Consider the following 13983-nt stretch of genomic DNA (forward strand, 5'->3'; position numbering starts at 1 on the left):
CCCGGCTACGCCGGGTAACCACGGGCCTTCGGCCCGGGTTGCTTGCGCCTTCGGCGCTGCGCGGCGGCTTCGCCGCCGGTACTGCCCGCTCCTTCGGAGCGGGGCCTCGGACTGCGTCCGAGGCTGGCCCGGGCTGCGCCCGGGCGTGGCCGGGCGTGCCGGCCGGATCGGGCTACGCCCGATCGGTACGGGGCGGCGGTGGCGGGTGGGATGGGGTTGGTGGTGGGTCAACTCCGCGCTTCGCTGCGGAGTTGGGAGGGTGTCAGGGTGGGGCCTTCGGCCCTTGGTGAGTGGGGGTGGGGTTCGGCCTTCGCCCGGGCTGACTGGGGTGGTGGGTGGAGGCGCTTCGCGCCTGGGTGGGTGGGAGGTGATGGGTGGTCATGTGGTGGGGTCACTCGTTGGGGTGATACAGGGGCGGGCTTCGCCCGTTCTCCTGCATCAAAGAAACGATGGCGCTAGACTCTGGGATTGCTGCACAGGTCTGATCGACCCAGAAAATCTGCTGGTGTCGGCGATCGACAGGGTGAGGAACGATGGCGGGAATTACCGATTTCGGGGAGCGGGTCTGGGTTTCGGCTGCGGATCTTTCTGCGTTCCTGGCTCATGGCCAGGTCGTTACGGAGGCCGAGCCGTTGGAGGGGGATCTGGCATGGGGCTGGTCTGTCGTTTGCCACCAGGCGGAGCTGCAGCAGGGTGACGACTGGGTGTCCGTCCCTGCGGAGGCATTGAAGGTGAGCATGGGCGTCGCCCCGCCCTATGAAGACGAAGAGCTGTACGGCAGCATCTGCGAGCGAATCCGGTCGGCGCTCCGCTTGCAAGCACCGCGCACCATGGCCGCTCTCGCGGCGGACTCTGCGGCCCGGCTCGCCTGCTTCCTCGAGCTCGGCGTCGTACGCGGCACGATCAGGCCGTCCGACGGCTGACGGTCCCCTGCCGTCGCAGGCCAATCAGGCGTCCGGAAAGCTGGGCCTGTTCCTGCCGACCAGAAACCGCTTTCTACGGGTCAAGCTCTGCCTCTCTACCGCATCACGCAAATTCCAGAGAAAGGAAATCCTGGTCATGATGAAAAAGCTGCGCCTGAACCAGGAAGAGGCGTGCGATTCGGCAGTACGACTTCTGACGCTGCCCGCGTCGGGCCTGGTGCCACCGGAGGGACTACGGTGCCAGATCCGGGCGGCGACGGGTTCGGGCAAGTCGCTGACGGCTGTGCACGTCGCCTCCCGGCTGCACTCGGCGCGGACGCTGGTGCTGGTGCCGTCGCTGCCGCTGCTGGAGCAGACGGTGGCGGTGTGGCGGCGCGAGGGCCACGGCGGGCGGATGGTGGGGCTGTGCTCGCTGGTCGGTAACGAGCAGCCCGTGGGGCTGCGCTGCACCACCGATCCGGCCGAGCTGGTGAGGCTGACGGCGGGGATGAAGCGGGTGACGGTGTTCGCCACCTACGCCAGCCTGGGCCTGGGCCACCTGGAGAAGGCCCACCAGCTCGGCCTGCCGGCCTTCTCGCTCGCGGTGGTGGACGAGGCCCACCGGGTCAGTGGTCAGGCCGGGCGGCCGTGGGCGGCGATCCTCGACAACACCCGCATCCCTTGCGACCGCCGGCTGTTCATGACCGCCACACCGAGGATCTGGGCGCTCTCCGAGGGCGACAAGGAGCGGGCGGCGGAGGCCGGGGTGGAGTCGGCCGAGCTGATCGCGAGCATGGACGACGAGGCGCTGTTCGGGCCCGTTGCCCACGACTACCCCCTCGGATCTGCGATTTCTGACGGGGTGATCGCCCCGTACCGGATCCTGTGCGTGGACGTCGCCGACCCGGTCCTCCAAGGCTTGGAGCAGCGCGGCGCGGACGTGCGGTCGATCGAGTACCGCGGCGCCCGGCTGGCGGCCCTGCAGACCGCTCTGCTGACCGCCTGCGCGGAGTGGGACCTGTTCCGCACCCTGTCGTTCCACCACCTGGTGGCGGAGGCGCGTGCGATGAGCACCGGCCTGCACCAGGTGGCGACGGTGCTCTACGAGCAGGACCCGGCGCTGCATCCGGCCCCCGAGCTGGTCGGCACGGCGTGGCTGGAGGCCGAGCACACCTCCGCCCAGCGCCGCCAGGTGCTGGAGGAGTTCGCGAAGCTCATCAGCAGCGCGGACGGGTTGCGGCTGCTGCGGTACATCCTGCCGTCGGTCAAGACGTTGTCGGAGGGCGTGGACACCTTCGAGTGCGACTCGGTGTTCTTCGCCGACGTGCGCGGGTCGATGGTCGACCTGGTCCAGGCCGTCGGACGGGCCCTGCGCACCACCCCGGGCTCCGGGAAGGTGGCCACGATCGTGGTGCCGGTGCTGCTGGCCGCCGGAGAGAGCGGCGAGGAGTTGCTCACCTCCAAGGCGTACGACGGGCTGGCGAAGGTGCTGCTGGCGCTGCGGGCCCACGACGAAGCGGCTGTGGAGCGCCTGGCGCTGCCGCAGTCGGAGACCCGCCCGGCGCGGGAACCCAAGCACTCCGGCGAGCCGGAGGAACTGCGTTCGGCCGGCGGGGAGGCGCAGATCCTCCAGTTCTCCACCCAGCGCGACCCGGCGGTCATCGCGGCGTTCGTGCGGACCCGGGTGCTGGAGCCGGAGCGGGAGGAGTTCCGGCGCGGCCTGGGCGAGTTGATCGCCTACCGCAAGGCGTTCGGCGACGTGAAGGTGCCGTACGCCTACGTCGCCCCGTCCGGGCACCGCCTGGGCGTGTGGGTGGCCGACCAGCGCCGCTACAAGGCGGCGGGTGTGCTCGACCAGGAGCGGATCGACCTGCTGGACGAGCTGGGCATGGTCTGGTCGGCGTTCGACACCGCGTTCACCGACAACCTCACTGCGGTCGCCGGGTACGCGGCCGAGCACGGGCACGCCTGCCCCCCGGCCGACGCGGTGTGGGGCGGCCGCCCGGTCGGGACCATCATGAAGAACCTGCGCACCGCGCAGCGGCGCACCGAGGCGCTCCAGCGCCGCGCCGCCGCCGGCGAGACCGGTCTCGACTGGACGGGGGCTCTGACCGCCGACCGCAAGGCCGCCCTTGACGCGATCGACCCGGCCTGGTGCCCGGCCGGGTGGCCGGTGGACTGGCATCGGGCCTTCACCCTGTCCTGGCGCCACGTGACGGCCGGCGGGACGCTGGCCGGTGCCGAGCCGGGAAGCGTCGTGGTCCAGGGCGAAGACCTCGCGGGGTGGGCCCGCGCCCAGCAGATCGGCTGGGACAAGCTCAACACCGCCCAGCAATGGGCACTGGAGCACGTCCTCGGCCTCGCACCCCTGCCCGCCGAGCAGCGCCCGCCCACGAAGGTGCCGCACGCCGAGAAGGAGCAGCGCAACCTCGCCGCCGCCGCCCAGTACCGCCAGCGGGAAGGCCACCTGAACGTCCCCCGCAAGCACAAGGAACCCCTGGAGCTGGCCGACGGCACCGTGGTGGAGATCAGCCTGGGCCTGTTCATCGCCAACAGCCGCAGCAGGCGCGCCGACATCCCCGCCGCACGCGCCGCGCGGCTCACCGAGCTCGGGATGCGCTGGGAGTAGGCCGGGCGCCGGGCGTAGACCGGGCGGTGCAACGCGCCCGCTGCAACGCGGCCCGGCCGCCGTTCGGGAGAGGCGAAGGCCCAGTTCAGGGGTGCAACGCGGAACCCGCGTTGCACCCCATGTTGCGGTTGGCGGTCAGCGCGCGGCGCGGCGGCCACGCTGACCCTTAGCCGATGGTCTCCCAGGTGTCGGGGAGGGGCCGCACGAACCGCGCGGTGTGCTCGAGGTTGTCCTCGCTGAACGCTTCCCAGTCCGGGAGCTCGTGGTCCACCGTGTCCGGCGAGTCGTGCCGCACGCAGTGCTGGGCGAGCCACCGGTCGTCACGGCCCACCGCGTAGACGCTGATGAGCCCGTGCCTGCTGACCATTTGCTCCCAGCGCCCGACCTGGCTGGTCTCGACCCAGTTCTTGCACCGCGTGTTGGACCGCGTCCGGGCAACGCACTGGATGCCGTCGATCGGATCGGGGCCGATCCACAGCCGGTCGTTGATCACGAACAACATCGGGGGGCGCTGGCCCAGATTCTCGCTCACGCCATCGATCCTGCCAGACAACACAGCCTGCCCCAGGCGGATTTGGTTCACCGCGGTCAGCCACCAGCCCGCGCTGCAGCGAGTCGATCCCGCCGCCGATGGTGGCTGTCGCGTGGGGTGCTGTCGCGCCCGGACCATATACGGGGGTAAGCGCCTATCCGCGCAGTTCACAGGGGGCGACAGCACCCCACGCGCCAGGGGGTCGCGACAACCCTCGCGACAGCCTCTGGGCACCGGCGCTCATGCGGCGCGGTTCTTCACTGGGTAGAGCTCGGCGTGCCGAAGCCGATCCTTCCACCACGGGTCGGCCGGGGTGGAGAGGCGGGCGGCCAGCAGCTCGCGTCGGGTCGGGGCGGGTAGCACCAGCGGCCCCAGCTCCTTCTCTTCCCGGTCGCTTTCGCAGTGCGGGCACTCCAATCGGTCGGGGCCGGCCTTCTCCTTCAGCTCCAGGAATGAGCCCGCCTTCCCGCCGATCGATCCCTGGCACGTCCAGCACGGACGCAGCCCGGCGTTCGTGGCGCGGGCCGCCTCCAGCCGCGCCTGGGCCTCGGCCTCCCGTTCCTTCTCGCGCCGCTCCTGCTCCTTCTCGTGGCAGGACCAGCAGCGGCCACCCGGGCGGCGGGTCCAGGTCTGTCGTCCCTTGGAGCCGTACTCCTCGGTGCTCTCCTGCTTCGGCACGTTGGCGCAGTCGGCGCAGGCCAGGGTCTTCATCCGCTGCTGGTGCTCCTGGTGGACCTTCTTCTCCCGGGCCTTCTGGCGCTCGTCGTAGGCGGCGCGGGTGTCCGGGCTTTCCAGGGCGTCGAGCAGGGAGTGCCGGTCTTGGCGGCCGTAGCGCCACCAGACGGGGCCGAGGGGGCCGTGCTCGGCCAGCAGGTCCAGGGTGGTGGTGATGACCGGCACCGCGTCGTCGTACTCGCGCCAGCCGTCCCCGTCGTTGTCGTGCCGCGTGATGGTCCACCAGCTGCCGCCCCAGGCGTCGCGCGCCAGGTCGGCCACGGCCTGCTGGCGGTTGGCCAGGGCGATGGGTCCGGCGTCGGTGACGACCAGGGCGATGGGCGGGTAGCCGGGCCGGGTGTGGCCGGGCCAGGTCCGGCGCCACCAGTGCGTCATCCGGTCCGGCGCGTCCTTCTCCGCCAGGGCTGGGTCGTTGTCGCGGGTCTTGGTGCGGAACAGCTCGCGGTAGGCGCTGACCTTCGCGGCCACCCGCTGCGGCGACATGGTGGAGCGGTCGACCTCCACCATCAGCACCGGCACTCCGATCTCCGGGGCCTGCCACACCGCGTCCGGACGGACCTTCCGCCGGCCGCCCGGCAGCACGAACTCCACCTCCGTCCCCCAGTCCGCGACCGTGCCGACACCGCCGGGTGCGCCCGGCGCGGTGCCGCCCCGGACGAAGGCGAGCACGGTTTCGTTGACCGCCATCGCGTGCTGCGCGCCCGAGCGCCCGGCACCCCGGGCCGTCGAGCCCATGTCGGAACGGGGCAGGCCGAGCACCTGCCCAGCCGCCTCCAGCCCGGCCGTGCCTTCCAGCCGCCACGTCTTGTGCCCCGTCTTGGTGTTGCCGTCCGAGGCGACCAGGCCGTGCCCTGCGAGGTCGCGCAGCGCCTGCCGGATCACGGTGTTCGACGCCGCCTTGGGGCACAGCAGTCGCTGGAGCTGGTCGGCGGTGGCGACCTTGAGGACGCCGAGCGCGCCGAGGACGTCGGAGCGCAGGGCGTTGGTCGAGCCATTGGGGTGCGCAGATCCGCGCCGGTACGCGGTCCGTCCCGGCCGGGACGGCTCGGCCGGTTCGACGGCGTCGGCCTGGTCGCCCTTCTCGTCGGGCTGATCGGGGTGCTGGCGGGTGCTCACGGACGTCTCCCGGTGGTCGTGGTCGGCTGCTGCCTCTGAGGGATATCCGGCGCTCCCGACAGCTGCCAAGCCCGTTCCGGGCCCGCGCGCCGCGCCCTCTCCCACCACCCCGATCCGGCCGCCGCCGCCACCCCCGACCAGCGAGCGGCCGGCACCAGCCGGACGCGCGAAAAGGAAAAGCCCACCGCAGGTGCAACAACCCGAACCGACCAACCGACAACGCCACAACCACAAACCAAAACCAAAAGCAGAAAGACGGGAGAAGAGGGTAGTCGGAATGCGGTGGCGGCCCGGATTCGGGCGCTGAGCTGGGCGGATTCGCCTCTCGGGCGCGAGGTGGCCGGTAGGGGCAGCGGAGGGGGAAACGGCAGGGGGAACGGAAGCGCTCCGGCAAACTAACCAGGGCCGCCAAGGTAGTGGTGAGTTTCCTTGATGGGCCATCAAGGAAACTCACCGGGGCACCTTGATACCTATCCCAGCAGGTCAGAGACGTGCCGATCGGGCCGACGAGGGCCCAGAGGTAGGGACTGGTTAGCGGACGGGATTACGGACCGCATTTCGGACCGGTGAGAAGACCGGTTAGCTTGACAGCGAGAGTTACCAAATTGTTATGGAAGACCAACGTTGGTATCAAGAAATCCGGTGAGTTTCGTGGGGTTCCATTCTCCGAGCACGGGACAAGCCCGCGCCTCGGAATGAGGGAGCACATTCGTGCACGGGGATCTGGAGACCGACCACGACGTTCTGGTCACGCTTCACCGATTCACGCTGGCGACCGCCGAACAGCTCCACCAGCTGCACGGCGGCACCGCCCTGATCAAGCAGACCCAGAAGCGGCTGACCCGCCTGCACGCCGAGGGCCTGGCCGAGTTCGTGACCCTGCCGCAGGCCGGCCGGGCGAAGGCCTGGCACCTCACCGCCCAGGGCGCAGCGGTGGCGGCGACCTTCCCCGAGGCCCGCCGCGCGGACGCCCCGGCGCTGGACGGCGAGCAGCTCGCCGTCCGGCACGGGCGCGAGCACCTGCTCGACGTCGGCCGGATCCACGCCGCCTTCGTCGCCGACGCCCGGGAGCGCGGCGAGGCTTGCGGGCCGCTGGACCTCCTCCCTGCCCCGGGGCTGCCGGTCGAGGGCGGCGGGGTGTACCGGCCCGCCGCCGAGCTCGCCTACACCGCCGGGACCGGCGAGGAGCGGCACCGGCTGCGGGCGTTCGTCGAACGCCACCGCCCCGGTGTCGGCGCCGAGGAGACCGCGGCGCAGCTGGCGGCGTGCGCCCGGGTGTGGGAGCAGGCGGGCGAGGGCGGCCGGGGCCGGGCGTGGGAGCGGCGCTGGAGGGCGTTCCCGCGGCTGCTGGTGGTCCTGGTCGGCACGGCGGCCGCCGGGGTCCGCTCAGCGGTGGCGGACCTGCGCCTCGCCGCCGAGGAGAACCCGGCCGTCGCCGAGATGCTCGCCGCCGTCCCGGCCGGCGCCGCCCGTATCGAAGACCTGGCTCAACGCGGCCCGGCTGCCCCGATCTGGCACCCGCTCGCCACGCGGGGTGGGCGAGCGTGCGGATGGACTGCGCTGTAGCGGTGGGAGGAAACGGCGAAGGGGCGGCCCGAGCGCGGGCCGCCCCTTTCCATCGCTGTTCTGCCTTCCCGAGCGGCCGAAGCCGCTCCCGGCAAGGCCACGATCAGCCCATGGCCGTACCGTACCGCAACGGCGGGCACGGGCAGGTGACTTGCGCTACCTGGCCAGTCGCTCAGTCGAGGTCAGCGGATGCCAGGGCCACCGCGAGCACGAAATACGGGATGGCTTCCAGGCATTGCTCGGCCGTCATGCTCGGATCGGAGGCCGTGCCCGCGTCGTTCAGCGCCAGCAGCCCGGCACCGATGGCCGCGTCGAGGGCCGCGTCCAGGACCTCGGCCGCCGTGAACTCCCCGCACGCCTCCAGCTCGCGCACCACGGCAACGGCCTGCGCCGGGTCGCCGCGCCATAGCTCGGCGACCTCGTCACCGGCGCCGGCCAGGTCGATGGCCGCGCCCTGTTCCGCGGTCGGCAGCGGAACGGGCCAAGGCACTCCGGGCTCCTCCACGATCTCCTGTGCCCGCGCCAGCGCCACCCTCGCCGCACTCGTCCGCCGGGCCTGCTCCCGCTCCCGTGCGACGGCGGCCGGCCACCGGGCCTCGTCCTCAGCCCGGGCTGCCTCCAGAAGCGGGGCGGCCGTGCGGCTGAGGTAGACGACCGGCAGGGGATCCACCACGACCGCTTCCTGCCCGGGCGGGGCGTCGGCGGCCGGCTGGTACAGCGCCTGCGCTGCCGAGGCGCAGGCGCCGACCGTCGTGGTCAGGGCGGCGATCAGCCGGGCGTGGCGGCGTCGGCGGGCGGGCAGGTCCAGGCGGGCGGGAATCGCAGTCACCCGAGCACTATGCCGCGCCGCACCCGCCGACGCCGTCTGTTCCTATGAACATCGACCCAGCCGATCACGAGCTGCCCGCCGGTTGGCCAAGTAGCGCGACAATCCTGGCCACTACGGTGCAGAGTCGCACGCGAGTCAACGCCACTGGTAGGAGGCGCCGGTCATCGCCGGGAGCCGCACCGGGCCCGCGACGGTGGCGGGCGGGGTGGCCTGGTCGCGGGCGTGCATCGCCCCCTTCGGGTCGGCCGGCATGGGCGCTCCACCGTCGGCTGCTGCTTGCCCTCCCCCGTCCCGGCCTCGCCTTCCGTAGCCGGGGCCTCCGCGGTGGTGTGGGCGGCGGGCTGGGAGCGGGTGCCGCGCAGTTCGGTGATCCGGCCGACCACCCGGGTGTCGTGCGCGGCCAGCGCCCGCAGGACCCGCCACATCGTCCGGAAGCACGACGCTTCGATCCGGCACCGGGGAGACCGGCTTCTTCAACCGGGTCAACCAGCTCCGGCTCCACGCCCGCGACCGGCACGTCGCCAAGATGCTCGCCGCCGTCCCGGCCGGCGTCGCCAGGCTGCAGGACCTGGAGACCGGGGGCTACGAAGGTGAGGTCTGGTGCCGCTGGTCGATCCCGACGCCGAGGCCATGCCCTGGTGGAAGCTGACCAGCAACGGCACCGACTCCTTGATGGGCCGCCCCGGTTTCCGGGGCGGCCCATCAAGGTATCCAGTCCACCTCTCACCAACGCTTTGACCTGGAACGTTATCCCGCCGTGACCAGACCGCCAAGGTATCGGCACGCCGACCGGGGCAGGCATCAGGGTGTGTCGGCGGGGCGCAGCCGGGCCGGGGATCCGGTCGCACGTACGATTTCCCGCTGTGGGCAAAGAGCAGAAGACCTTCGAGTACACCGATGAGCTGAAGGCCGCGCAGCGCGCGCTCGTGGCCGTGCAGGCCGAGCGCCGTACGTTCCTGGCCACGCTCCCGGCCTGGGGTGGCGACCTGGAAGCCGCCCGGCGAGGGCTGAGTGAGGAGCAGCTGGCCGAGTCCGCTCGGCTGGAGGAAGCCGAGCGGCAGGCCTGGCACGTGGTGTGGGCCGATGAGTACTGGGCCAAGCTGTCGGGCGAGGATCGGGTCATCGCCCGCAGTCGGCTCCAGCACCTGGACGACGAGTCGGTGGCGGCGGCGTAGCGAAGGCCTGCGCCGCCCGGCGGTCGAGTGTCAGCGCAGGCGGATGTTGCCGTTCTCGTCTACGAGGATGGTCAGCTCGCCGCTGGGGTTCTCCCGCAGGATCTTGGCCAGCTGCTTCCTGTCGAGGGAGTGCTTGCCGCCGCTGGGGCGGCGCTTGGGAACGTCGCCGGCGCCCCAGCTGGAGTCGAACAGGAAGGCGTCGACAACCGTCCTCGCCATGTGAAGCCCCTCCTGGGTAGTCGTCCGATCACCCTAGAGCCGCCGGACTGCACACGGAAGACCTCCATCCGTATCCGGCATCAGGGGCTCGTAGCCAGGTCCGAGGCTTCCTGACCCGGCGATCTGGTGAGCGCCTCGCCTACCCCCGGCCCGCCTGGCAGTCGCGCCGCCCCTTGATCAAGGCGACAGCCGCCGGGTGCCATGCCGTCTTCAACGCCACTGGTAGGAGGTAGCGGTCATCGCCGGGAGCAGCATCGGGCCGGCAGCTGCGGTCGTGGTGTCGGGGCGGACGGCTTGGTCGAGGACGGGGCCGATGGCCGGGTAGAGGTGGAGGGTGGCCGCGGTGGCCGCCGTCATCCAGAGGACTGGGGCCTGGTCTGGGTCGTCCTGCTCGGTGCGGGCGACGGTGCGGTGGAAGCCGTTGGGCAGGTGGGCAACGTAGACCAGGTGCCGGCGGCGGAACGGTTCGGCCTCGCCCGGCCGCGGTGTCTCCTGGTCCTGGACGAAGCGGAGTAGCGGCGGGTCGGGCAGCGGCGCCAGGTCGAGGCCGAGTTCCTCGAGCAGTTCCCGGCGCAGCGCGTCGTTCGGGTCTTCGCCGTCCTCGACCACACCGCCGGGCAGCGTGTGCTGGAGGCCGGCCTCCCGCTGGCGGCGGATCAGGCAGAGGCGGCCGTCGTGGACCAGCACCGCGCACACCCGCTCCCGGAGCGGCCCGGTTCCCGTGCTGCTGCTGGTCACAGCCGGTACCCCGTCGCCGAGGTGGCTGCTTCGTCGGCGCCGGGTGGCAGCGTCGGCAGCGGCCAGGCCGGGTCCGGTGCCCAGGCCGGCCAGCCGGCGGCGAACGGCCCAGTGCGGTTGTCCAGCATGCCGATCGCCCGGCCGCGGGCCTGCTCGACCTGGCGGTGTGCGTAGTCGTTGACCACGCCGAGGCGGCGCAGCTGGGCGTACTCCTCCTGGTCCTTCCAGTGGTGCCCCGTCAGGTCGGGGGTGATGACCAGGTCCAGGGCCAGGTCCATGGTGTCGATGCCGAGGCCGGGGCGGCGCTGGTAGGGCTGCTCGAAGTTGACGTACCAGCGCAGCGGCTCGTGGGTGGCGGCGTCCTGGAAGCAGTGCACGGAGAACCACTCGCCGGCCAGGAAGTGGGAGAGCAACTCCGTGCCTTCCCAGCGGTGGCGGCCGAGGGTCCAGGTGCCGGCCGCCAGGTCGGCCAGGCCCTGCTTGCGGGTGGTGTCGTCGCCGGTGCGCGTCGAGGCGATCCAGGTCGTCGGGGCCAGGCTCTCGATCCCCGGCCAGTAGGCCAGGGTCAGCACGTGGCCGGTGTCGTCGACCACGCGCTGGGGCATCGCGGTCCACACCCGGCCGGCGTGGACGTCGCGGCGCACCACGGTGGTGCCGGGCTGGAACAGGCTGCTGTCGGTGTCGGTCAGACTGCTGTCGGTGTCGGTCACGGCGGGAGTGTTCCCGGCCCGGGGGCCGGGAAGTCCGCTCGAAGGTGTGACGGCGGGTCAGGGCTGGGGGAAGCCGTATCGGCCGGCGGCCCAGCGGTTCGGCGGCTGCGGGGCGTCCAGGCGCTGGCGCAGCTCCTGGACGGCCTGGGCGAGTTCCTCGCGGTCGGTGGCGTTGACCGGGCCGTCCAGGACGGCGGAGACGTCGCCGAAGGTGCCGTCGTCGAGGACGTGGCCGGCGCACAGCTGGACCCGCAGGTACGGGGCGAAGGCGTCGATCCCGACCCACCAGCGGGCCGCGTCGTGGACCAGGCGCAGCTGGGAGGGCATGTGCCCGAGGAGGACGCGGGCCTGCTCCTGCCAGCCGCACACCTCGGTGATCCACTCGGCCACCGGCCGCGGCCCCAAACCTCGGATCGGCTGTGTCATCGGTCCACCCCTCCCTGGCGACAGTACGTCGAGCCTATCCGCGCCGGGCGGCCAGGCGGTCCGGAACGGCCCGGTCACCGGCCGCCGTGGACGGCTGACCCCCAGGTCGTGCAGACGGGCTCGTGCCAGGTCGTCCGCACGACCATCCCGCCGAGGGAGAGGTGTTCGCTGGACCAGGTCCGGCAGCACCCGACCCCGCCCTCGGCCGGCAGGGTAGGGGCCGGTGGCGCGGCACGGACCGCAGCGGCGGGGCCGGTGGAAGCGTCCGGACGGGAGTAACGGCGGCGCCGGATGGGAGTCGTCATGCCGAAGGCTCCCCATCCCGCCCCGGCGCCGAACCCGGCCACCGCCCGTACGGAGCAGCACCGGTGGTCGGCACGGTTGTCCGGTACCGGGGTCACTCCTCCTGCGCGTCGCCGATGGCCACTCGCAGGTCGTGCATGCTCTGCTGGATCTCGATGACGGAGGCCTCCGCCCGGCCCAGAGCCTGCCGGACACCGTCGATGTCACCGGACTGGAAGTTCAGGTCGGCGTCCAGGGTGTCCGCCGCGGCGACCACGGCCATCGACGACGCCATACGGCCCGGCGGCGCCTCGTCGTCGTCCTGGTCGAGGCCCATGAGCTGGACAGCGGTGCGTTGCAGGCGGTTGGCCAGCACGTTGGTGAGCAGGCCAGGAGTCGCCCCTACCTGTTCGGTCCATCCGAGGAGCACTTCGGCGACGTCGGTGTCCTGGTCGATGCCCAGCCGGGTGTTGGCGCTGATCTCCAGTTCCACGACGGCCAGCAGCATGCCCAGCAGGCGCCGCAGGTCGTCCTGCTGCGGGCCGTTCGGCCACAGCTCGGGGTCGAGGACCGGTTCCCTCCTCAACGCCACCAGCGCCGCGTACACCTGCTCAGGGCTCACCGGGTCCTCGCTCGTGATGCTCACGCAACCCAGCCTCGCCGCCAGGCGACGCGAGTGCACGTACCCGCGCCCGTCCTACGGCGTGCCGAGGTCCTGGGCGAGCGCCAGGCGCAGCAGGGTGAGCGCGTCGGCGGGGTTGGCGGACAGCAGCAGCTCGCCGTCGGCGGCGTCCGCAACAGGGCGGCCTGCGACGAGGGCGAGCCAGTTCCCGAGGTCGTCGTAGACCTCGATCCAGCCGGCCAGGCGCCCGCGCCGCTCGAGGGCCTGGACGCCAGGGGCGCTCGGCCAGGTGAGACGGACCAGGCCGTCACCGAGGCCGTAGTCGCGGATAGCTTCGCCCAGACCGCGCTCCGTGGGCGGCGTCCAGCCGGTGGCCCGGCCCAGCGCCAGCTCGGGAACCGGAACCTCGCCGGGGATCGAGGCCCCACCAACTGAAGCGACCGGAGCCGCGGGTTGGCCGGCGGCGGTGCGGGGGCGGTCGGAGCGGTGGCCCATGTGGTCGGCGAGCGCAGCGCGCAGCGGTGCGCGCTCGGCCGCGTCGGCCGCCATGCCGGTGGTTTCGTCCCGGGGCGTTTTCGCGGCGGCGGGGCGGAGAGCCGACGCGGCGTCTATTTCAGACCGGTCCGCTTCGCCTGCGCCGGGGGCCGGCCGGAGCGGAGCCGGAAAATCGCCCCGGTCCGCATTCCAGCCGATGTCCGCGGTGTCCGGCAGGCTCCATTCCTCCCGGATCCGCGCCGCGGTGCGGGCATCGGCGTCCAGGCCGGGCCAGCGCACCTCGTCCCGCACCTCCCGGGCGCTGGTGATCAGCAGCGAGGCGAGAACGTGGACCCGGCGCGCGAGCTCCGCATGGGCAGCGATCGGGTCGTCGTCCACGGTGGCCAGGAAGGCTTCGGCGCGACTGCGGATCGCGTCGGCAGCGCCGAGCATCCGTTGCCGCTCCACCGACAGGCCGCTGGCGGGCCGCCCGCCTTCGACCCCTTCTCGCGACGCGCCGCCAGCGCCGACGGCGGCGGCCGCGGCCCGGGCCTTGACCCGCGCCCGGTCGGCGCGGCTCTTGCAGGCCTGCGAGCAGTAGACCGGGCGCCGCCCCCGGCCAGTGCGCGCCGGCAGCGGCTTCTCGCAGCAAGGCCCCTGACATTGCCCGCTCTCGGCCTGGCCGCCGTCCAGATCGAACAGCGCCACCTCATCGCAATTTCGCCCCGGTTCGCTTTCCACGGCGTGATCGTAGCCAAGCGCGGCAACCGAATTTCGCACCGGGGCGACATTCCGCACCTGTCTCGCTCTGGTCAGCGCCCCAATTTCGCACCGGCCCCGGAAATCCGCCGCGGCCCGTCCACCCGCATGTTGTCCCGCCCGCGCACCCGCCCGTCGGCCGGGTTGCCCCCGCTGGTCGTCCTTGCGCATGCGCAACCGGCCCGTCCGACCGCCCGAGCGAGGTCTGCAGCGCAACGCCGGTCGCACCGCCTCCCGCCTGCGGAGGGGAGTTCACGTCGCACCCGCCA

13 protein-coding genes are annotated in these 13983 nt (G+C 72.4%); 4 read left to right on the forward strand and 9 right to left on the reverse strand.

Annotated elements, in window-relative coordinates:
- Positions 1–533 precede the first annotated feature (533 nt).
- The gene (locus ACZ4WV_RS32705) at positions 534–923 is read left to right on the forward strand and encodes a hypothetical protein (RefSeq protein ID WP_465752273.1); all 390 of its coding nucleotides are present in this window, start codon (positions 534–536) and stop codon (positions 921–923) included.
- Between the two features lie 136 nt (positions 924–1059).
- A complete protein-coding gene (locus ACZ4WV_RS32710; protein WP_465752274.1) occupies positions 1060–3531 on the forward strand; it encodes a Helicase associated domain protein in 2472 nt (823 codons plus the stop codon).
- 166 nt (positions 3532–3697) lie between these two features.
- On the opposite strand, the gene ACZ4WV_RS32715 is transcribed toward ACZ4WV_RS32710, so the two are convergent.
- Together ACZ4WV_RS32715 and ACZ4WV_RS32720 are read right to left on the reverse strand one after the other, a co-directional pair.
- Entirely contained in the window at positions 3698–4063 is a 366-nt protein-coding gene (locus tag ACZ4WV_RS32715) for a hypothetical protein (RefSeq protein WP_465752275.1), read from the reverse strand.
- 240 nt (positions 4064–4303) lie between these two features.
- On the reverse strand, positions 4304–5914 hold the full coding sequence (locus ACZ4WV_RS32720; RefSeq protein ID WP_465752276.1) for a replication-relaxation family protein: 1611 nt from the start codon (positions 5912–5914) through the stop codon (positions 4304–4306).
- Positions 5915–6625: 711 nt separating this feature from the next.
- On the opposite strand from ACZ4WV_RS32720, the gene ACZ4WV_RS32725 reads away from it, so the two are divergent.
- Positions 6626–7480 carry a replication-relaxation family protein gene (locus ACZ4WV_RS32725; protein WP_465752277.1) on the forward strand — a complete coding sequence of 285 codons (855 nt, stop codon included), beginning with the start codon at positions 6626–6628 and terminating at the stop codon, positions 7478–7480.
- Between the two features lie 172 nt (positions 7481–7652).
- Here the strand turns inward: ACZ4WV_RS32725 and ACZ4WV_RS32730 are convergent, their stop codons facing one another.
- Complete coding sequence (locus tag ACZ4WV_RS32730; protein WP_465752278.1) at positions 7653–8309, reverse strand: hypothetical protein; 657 nt, start codon at positions 8307–8309, stop codon at positions 7653–7655.
- 863 nt (positions 8310–9172) lie between these two features.
- Between ACZ4WV_RS32730 and ACZ4WV_RS32735 the strand changes: the two genes are divergently transcribed.
- The gene (locus tag ACZ4WV_RS32735; protein ID WP_465752279.1) at positions 9173–9484 is read left to right on the forward strand and encodes a hypothetical protein; all 312 of its coding nucleotides are present in this window, start codon (positions 9173–9175) and stop codon (positions 9482–9484) included.
- A 30-nt stretch (positions 9485–9514) separates the two neighbouring features.
- On the opposite strand, the gene ACZ4WV_RS32740 is transcribed toward ACZ4WV_RS32735, so the two are convergent.
- From ACZ4WV_RS32740 to ACZ4WV_RS32765, 6 genes are all read right to left on the reverse strand, one after another.
- A complete protein-coding gene (locus ACZ4WV_RS32740; RefSeq protein WP_465752280.1) occupies positions 9515–9703 on the reverse strand; it encodes a hypothetical protein in 189 nt (62 codons plus the stop codon).
- Between the two features lie 210 nt (positions 9704–9913).
- Complete coding sequence (locus ACZ4WV_RS32745) at positions 9914–10441, reverse strand: NUDIX domain-containing protein (protein WP_465752281.1); 528 nt, start codon at positions 10439–10441, stop codon at positions 9914–9916.
- Positions 10438–11151, reverse strand: a complete 714-nt coding sequence (locus tag ACZ4WV_RS32750; RefSeq protein WP_465752282.1) for a DUF402 domain-containing protein — start codon at positions 11149–11151, stop codon at positions 10438–10440. Before ACZ4WV_RS32750 ends, ACZ4WV_RS32745 begins: the two co-directional genes overlap by 4 nt.
- Positions 11152–11208: 57 nt before the next feature.
- On the reverse strand, positions 11209–11577 hold the full coding sequence (locus ACZ4WV_RS32755; protein WP_465752283.1) for a hypothetical protein: 369 nt from the start codon (positions 11575–11577) through the stop codon (positions 11209–11211).
- 397 nt (positions 11578–11974) lie between these two features.
- Positions 11975–12505 (reverse strand): hypothetical protein, encoded by a 531-nt coding sequence (locus tag ACZ4WV_RS32760; protein ID WP_465752284.1) that lies wholly within the window; start codon positions 12503–12505, stop codon positions 11975–11977.
- Positions 12506–12556: 51 nt separating this feature from the next.
- Complete coding sequence (locus tag ACZ4WV_RS32765) at positions 12557–13753, reverse strand: hypothetical protein (protein ID WP_465752285.1); 1197 nt, start codon at positions 13751–13753, stop codon at positions 12557–12559.
- Positions 13754–13983: the final 230 nt, after the last annotated feature.

The sequence above is a fragment of the Kitasatospora sp. NPDC029312 genome, from assembly GCF_055569215.1.

Excerpts from the sequence above, each read along its gene's own strand:
- ACZ4WV_RS32705 (WP_465752273.1), top strand. The coding sequence starts at position 534 with ATGGCGGGAATTACCGATTTCGGGGAGCGGGTCTGGGTTTCGGCTGCG.
- ACZ4WV_RS32710 (WP_465752274.1), top strand. The coding sequence starts at position 1,060 with ATGATGAAAAAGCTGCGCCTGAACCAGGAAGAGGCGTGCGATTCGGCA.
- ACZ4WV_RS32740 (WP_465752280.1), bottom strand. The coding sequence starts at position 9,703 with ATGGCGAGGACGGTTGTCGACGCCTTCCTGTTCGACTCCAGCTGGGGC.
- ACZ4WV_RS32755 (WP_465752283.1), bottom strand. The coding sequence starts at position 11,577 with ATGACACAGCCGATCCGAGGTTTGGGGCCGCGGCCGGTGGCCGAGTGG.